This is a genomic window from Pseudoalteromonas sp. 2CM28B (assembly GCF_023161935.1).
This window is the reverse complement of record NZ_JALNTH010000080.1, coordinates 1-6,046: the sequence shown is the minus strand read 5'-3', so window position 1 is coordinate 6,046 and position 6,046 is coordinate 1. Positions and strand designations below refer to the sequence as shown.

The 6,046-nt window shown below is 38.5% G+C and carries 5 protein-coding genes; 2 read left to right on the top strand and 3 right to left on the bottom strand.

What is annotated here, in order from left to right:
- Positions 1 to 561 precede the first annotated feature (561 nt).
- Positions 562 to 2,034, top strand: a complete 1,473-nt coding sequence (locus tag MTN96_RS36520; RefSeq protein WP_248534792.1) for an NAD(P)H-hydrate dehydratase — start codon at positions 562 to 564, stop codon at positions 2,032 to 2,034.
- A gap of 4 nt (positions 2,035 to 2,038) precedes the next feature.
- Here the strand turns inward: MTN96_RS36520 and MTN96_RS36515 are convergent, their stop codons facing one another.
- A complete protein-coding gene (locus tag MTN96_RS36515; protein WP_004587679.1) occupies positions 2,039 to 2,431 on the bottom strand; it encodes a VOC family protein in 393 nt (130 codons plus the stop codon).
- Positions 2,432 to 2,652: 221 nt separating this feature from the next.
- A complete protein-coding gene (locus MTN96_RS36510; protein ID WP_085065434.1) occupies positions 2,653 to 2,919 on the bottom strand; it encodes a hypothetical protein in 267 nt (88 codons plus the stop codon).
- 526 nt (positions 2,920 to 3,445) lie between these two features.
- Between MTN96_RS36510 and MTN96_RS36505 the strand changes: the two genes are divergently transcribed.
- Positions 3,446 to 4,150, top strand: a complete 705-nt coding sequence (locus tag MTN96_RS36505; protein WP_138578977.1) for an HNH endonuclease — start codon at positions 3,446 to 3,448, stop codon at positions 4,148 to 4,150.
- Positions 4,151 to 4,396: 246 nt separating this feature from the next.
- Here the strand turns inward: MTN96_RS36505 and MTN96_RS36500 are convergent, their stop codons facing one another.
- Positions 4,397 to 5,989 carry a DUF2326 domain-containing protein gene (locus MTN96_RS36500; RefSeq protein ID WP_248534790.1) on the bottom strand — a complete coding sequence of 531 codons (1,593 nt, stop codon included), beginning with the start codon at positions 5,987 to 5,989 and terminating at the stop codon, positions 4,397 to 4,399.
- Between the last annotated feature and the right edge of the window lie 57 nt (positions 5,990 to 6,046).

The following is a 6,046-nucleotide window of genomic DNA, read 5'->3' as shown; positions in this document are numbered from 1 at the left end:
CAGTAGTGAAACGAAACAGCGCCGATGATAGTGTAGCATTTGCTATGTGAAAGTAGGACATTGCCAGGCTCCAAATAAGAGAAACCCGTTACAGCGATGTAACGGGTTTTTTGCTGTCTGGGATTTAATAAGTAGCCAAGACTCATGCCGAACCCTGAGTTAAACGAAACAGCTCGAAAGCGTGCACCGCATAAGGCCGCCCCGACGCAATGATAATGTAGCATTTGCTATGTGACTCTCTACCGCTGTGGGCACTACGACATTGCCAGGCTTCAAATACAAGAAAGCCCGACTCGAAAGAGCCGGGCTTTTTTACGTCCGCAGAAAAGTGAAAAATACATTCCAGATATTATTCGCACAGTCTCCACCACCTCCGTAGCGTGGGTTGAGTATCACGAAACCCGCGGCAAAAGCCCACCACAGAACTCACACTCTTTGTACTAAAGCCTTCAATTTTCGTTTTAATAGCTGTTTAACATGCTAAATCCGCTATTGAAAAGTGCTCTTTTATCCCAAGCTATAATTATAGAGCATCTACACACTTATTTATGGCGAGTTTCTATGTTAAATAAACAAAGGCATATTTACACAAAAGAGCAGGTTCGCTCTTATGAGGGAGAGGCGGCTAAGCAATGTGGAATAGATTTATTTACTTTAATGCAGCGAGCGGGAGAGGCAGTATACAAGCAGTGGCAGTCTTTTAACGCTAAGCTTACTTTAATTATTGCAGGTAATGGTAATAATGCGGGTGATGCTTACATAGCCGCGCGTTTAATTAAGGACTCTGGTGCAGAGGTTAAAATTTGCGCTATAGACCCTGCTAAAACACTCAGTGGTGACGCTGCTAAAGCGAAGCAGCTATGGCTTGATAATGGTGGCATAGTTAACGAGTTTGCAAAGAGTGATTTAGATTGCTGCGACTGTGTGATTGATGGGTTACTAGGTACTGGGCTTAATTCACCTGTTCGTGAAAATTATTGTGAGATTATTACAGCCATCAACCAAAGCGAAAAGCCTGTTTTAAGTATCGATGTTCCCTCAGGGATTGATGCAAATACAGGTGAAGTATTAGGTGCAGCTATTCAGGCAACAAAAACGGTTACTTTTATTGCAATTAAACAAGGCCTTTCTACAGGGACAGGTAAACAGCATGCCGGTGAGTTGATTCTCGATGAATTAGCAATTGAAGATACTTTTAGTCAACTTGCTTCACCTTGTGCTCACTTGATAAATATAGATAGCTTTAAACGCTTGGGCTCTCGGGCTTTAAATAGCCATAAGGGCAATCATGGCAAGTTATTATGCGTAGGGGGCAACCAAGGTACTGCGGGAGCAATTAGGCTCAGTAGTGAAGCTGCGCTACGAGCAGGTGCGGGGATGGTGAAGGTTTATACGCACCAAAGCTCTATTATGCCAATAAGCATAGGTAGGGCAGAATTAATGGTCATGAGTGAAAACCTTGAACAGGCTTTAGAGTGGGCAAGTTGTGTTGTACTTGGCCCTGGACTTGGGCAGGATGAATGGGCTAAAAAAACGTTTTGCACTGTAATGCACTATTGCCAAGAGCACAATACGCCGCTTGTACTTGATGCTGATGCACTTAATTTATTAGCTGAAAATGCAAGTGCTTATACGTTGGCTCAATGTGTCCTAACTCCGCATCCTGGTGAGGCGGCTCGGCTCATTAGCAAAAACACTTCTGAAATAGAGTCAAATAGGTTTGAAAGTGTGCGATTATGCGCAAAACGGTATAATGCTACTTGCATATTAAAAGGCGCTGGGTCTTTAATTGATAACGGTAAAAGTACTTGGGTGTGTGAAAATGGTAACGCAGCACTTGCCGTGGGAGGGAGTGGCGACGTACTTACAGGTATTATTGGTGCATTGCTTGCTCAAGGGCTTAGTATCGATGAAGCAGCGCGATACGGGGTAACTCTTCATGCTCGAGCTGGTGAAGTTGCGGCTGAAGAGCAAGGGCAGCGCGGCATGCTACCCTCGGATTTATTTCAAATAGTCAGGTCGTTAATCAACTAAGTATTTAGCTCTGTTGAATAAGATCCCATTTGTTACCATAGAGATCTTCAAATACGGCCACCGTACCGTAAGGCTCATTACGAGGCTGCTCATGAAATACTACGCCATTTTCTAGCATGCTTTCGTAGTCGCGCCAAAAGTTATCAGTGTTTAAAAATAGCCATACACGGCCACCTGCTTGATTGCCAACAGCGTTAAACTGCTCTGGCTCTGTGGCTTGTGCAAGTAATATATGTGTGCCGTTTGAGTTGGGTGGGGTTATTAACACCCAGCGTTTTCCATCACCTAAGTCCGTATCTTCCACTAATTCAAAGCTTAATTTTTTTGTATAAAATGCAATTGCTTCGTCATAGTCTTTTACAACAAGAGCAATACTACCTATATGCTGCTTTGGCATAACTTAAAAACCTAAAGTTGTTTTATGTCGGTGTATTTTCACATATCAATACAGGGTTGAATAGTATAGGTAAATGTTTATTAAAGCTTACTTTAAGGGGAGTTGTACGTTATACATTGGCTTTGCATATAGGGCTAGCAGTAAAAGGGTTCACTCTATTTTAAACCTTAGAGCATGCTTAAAGCGTCCTTAAAAGTGTTTTAATTTGCAGCTAAACTGGCTTACTCATCTTCATTCGTAGGGTCGTCTCCTGAGTCTTCTTTGCGTTTACGCTGCTCTTGCTTGGCCTTTTGAACATTTTCATAAGTAGGGGGTGGAATAGGCATAAGTGAAATTAGTGGAAAAAATGCTAAAAATAAATACGCTCCTTTAGACATGCTCTTACCCCATATAACGAGCTTAAGCATAATCCAAGCAATAAATACCACTAACCCTGTTATAAGTGATACCAAAATAAAGAAGATGATTATTTCATTATTATTAAGCAAATCCTTTTACCTATAATCCAATAACTCATGGTATAGATGTGGAGATAAATTAAGCAATAACAATAGGCTCGTATTAAAAAGCAAAAACCCAGCCGAAGCTGGGTTTTTATATAAGCAAGGTGCTTAAAGGAGGATGATCACATCATGCCGCCCATTAGCTTGTTTTTAAAGGGGTGAAAGCTTAATTTCTAAAATATACCCCAACTTATACCCCACTTTTTGTATGGGTGCATTGTTGTAAGTTCATACCTATGAAATCAGTTTTTCTGAGAGAAGTAAAGAATGATATTCCCCATTATTATAATTAGCTCTTAGCGTTCTAAATATCAAAAATGCATATTCATAATAAGGTATTGACTGCATTATTTAAAGGTACTAATTAATTTCGTGTGTTATATATGTACTGACCTCATAATATGAAGCTGTGTACTTAAGCAGTGAGCGATTATTTAAGAGTATCAATTTAATGGCCAGTTTAAGCCGCAGTTAGGGTAACCACTATAATCTAAAAAGGAAATATTACATTATGAGTTATAAAGATTTTAATAGTTATGAAGCTATTATACATGCGATACAGGAATACAGGTCACTAGGGCGTGAAGAGTATCTTATGAAGTATAGAGGTAAAGCTACAGCATCCAACAGCTTTACCTACTTTGTTTGCTACGAAGGTCTATTGTATGAATGTAAGCCTATTTTTCTAGGTGCATACTTTCATCAATTTGGTAAACATTTAGAAAATACGAGTACTAGCGGTGTTAAAGGATCCATAAAACCTATATTAGAAAGTTTGGGCTTTTCTGTTTACTCTGGCGTTGATAGCGAAGTACCTGAAGACATTGCTGAATTAATTGCAGAACAGCCAAAGAGAGCTCCAATATTCGTCAACCGAATCATTAGGAACTCACAGATCGCAGAAGATATAAAAGAACTATATGGTCACAAATGTCAGATATGTGACGAAGTATTAGAAACACCAAAGGGGTTTTATGCTGAAGGGGCACATATAAAGCCATTAGGCTCTCCTCATCATGGTCCAGATACTAAAGAAAATCTATTGTGCCTTTGTCCAAATCACCATGCGCTTTTTGATAAAAAAGCTATTGTTATTCATGATGATTATACAGTGGAGTTTATAACATGCCCCCAAGGCAAAGAAATAAAATTGACAGTTCAAGCTGAACATAAAATTGATCAAGCTTTAGTTAAATATCATAGAGAAGAAGTTTAATAGTAATTTAAATTCTTGCCTCTAAAGAGATGTAGTAGCTCATATCCGATCTTATAGTTTAAAAGAACGAGTTTAGACTTCGCCTGACAGGCGGCTTTTGAGCGAGGAGCAGCCGGTCGATCAAAGTGAGCTAGAAACTTACTTAATTAACTATCGATGGATTATTTCAAGTATGGGTGAACTTATAAAGCCCAAAAGAAAGGCTTGGCATTGCCATCCTCCTTTCAGGCTTTACCATACATAAATCTAGACTTTAAAGTACTTATCCTCTTGAGATAGCTCTAGTACGATATAGTCCTTGTACTTCCGATAATCGACTTCTTCGAGTTGACTCACCAACATCGATATGATTTGCTGACCAGACAATTTTATGGATTCATCAAACAACTGCCGTATATGTTTAATATCCACTTCATCGATTGAGTCATGTATCACAAACGTGGGTCTTAACAGGTCTAGAGAATCCACTGACTTAATGTACGATAAGTCAAATGTGATTGCTTCAAGACGCTTCAAACCTCCATCGTTATTTGACTGGATGTCATCTACAGAAGGCCGGCAGTCACCATTGGCGGTGTCTAAGTTCAGATTAAAATTATATTCGATCCCATAAAAGACCTTGGTATATGCTTTGAAATTCCTCTTAAATTCTGTTTCGAAAGTGTTAACATTTTGAAGCTCACCAGATAGTTTTTCTGATAACTTTTCTAAATTTTTTGCTTCTTCTTCTAGTCTGATCTCAATGTTATCTTTTTTCTCAACTATGGCATTCAACTCGATCAAGGTTTTATTTAGCTCACCAATTCTTTTAACTGAATCAGATATTTCATCGATTTTCTTCTTGGACTTCAGTTCAAGGAAAAGCGATGACTTTTTCTTCTCCAATAACTTTAGTTCATCAGTAGCTTTGTGTAGTTTAACTTGAAGTTTCTCAAAACCATCAGTGATGAACTCATTCTTCGTATCAAGTAGGTGGTTATGAAAACGCAATACGCTATCATAATCTTTAATAACTGAATCCATCTTAATATCTGCATAGCCGTATATGGTTTCTAACTCACTCAGCAGTTGGTGGTTCTGGTTTGCCTGAAGTAGCCTCTGAGTCTTAGTGATATTATTAACTTTAAGATCTAATGACAGAACCTGATCTGATAGATTGTTTTGCTCATTATCAATGCTATTGATTTCATCGATAATTGCGAGCTTATCAGTATTGTTCTCACTTAGTAGTAGAGATTTTTCTAACTTATCGAGCTCTTTTTTCGTGCTCTTAATAGTACCAATAATTTTGTCATCTTTGATAATACCGTTAAATGAGATAAGTTTCTTTCCATAGTTATCTAGGAAGGTTTTAAGTTTCTGGATTTTACTAAGAATTTCAGTGTCTTCAAAGTTAAACAGGTACAAAAATAGTGTATTACGGTCTGCTTGAGAAATAGGGAACTTATCATCATTAAACTTAACTGTTTTTGTCATTCTACTTGCATCTGTTCTCAAAAACTTAGGGGCTAACTTTCTGAGAGTAGGCTTAGTAGAATATACATTGAACATGGTCTTCAATATATGAGTGTTGTACTCTTTCTTAGTTTTAAGTTTATTATTGACGTAATAGCATACGTTAGAGTTTTCAATGGCTAGATTTCGTTTGATTTCAGTGATATTACCATCTAACCCAATGTAAGAAAGGGAAGAGGTAACGTCACGCTCTTTAAACAATTGCCGAATATTTGGTTCAGCTGTACCGAATTCTTCATCGATGTATAAAGGGTTGATCGAGCCATCTAACAAGAAGTCAATAATACGACCGGGAACAGACTTTCTGAATCGCCCCGAGTTCATCGGAGACCAGTTTGTTTAAGTCAGGCCACTTTACCTGACTCGTTTAAATTATCATAG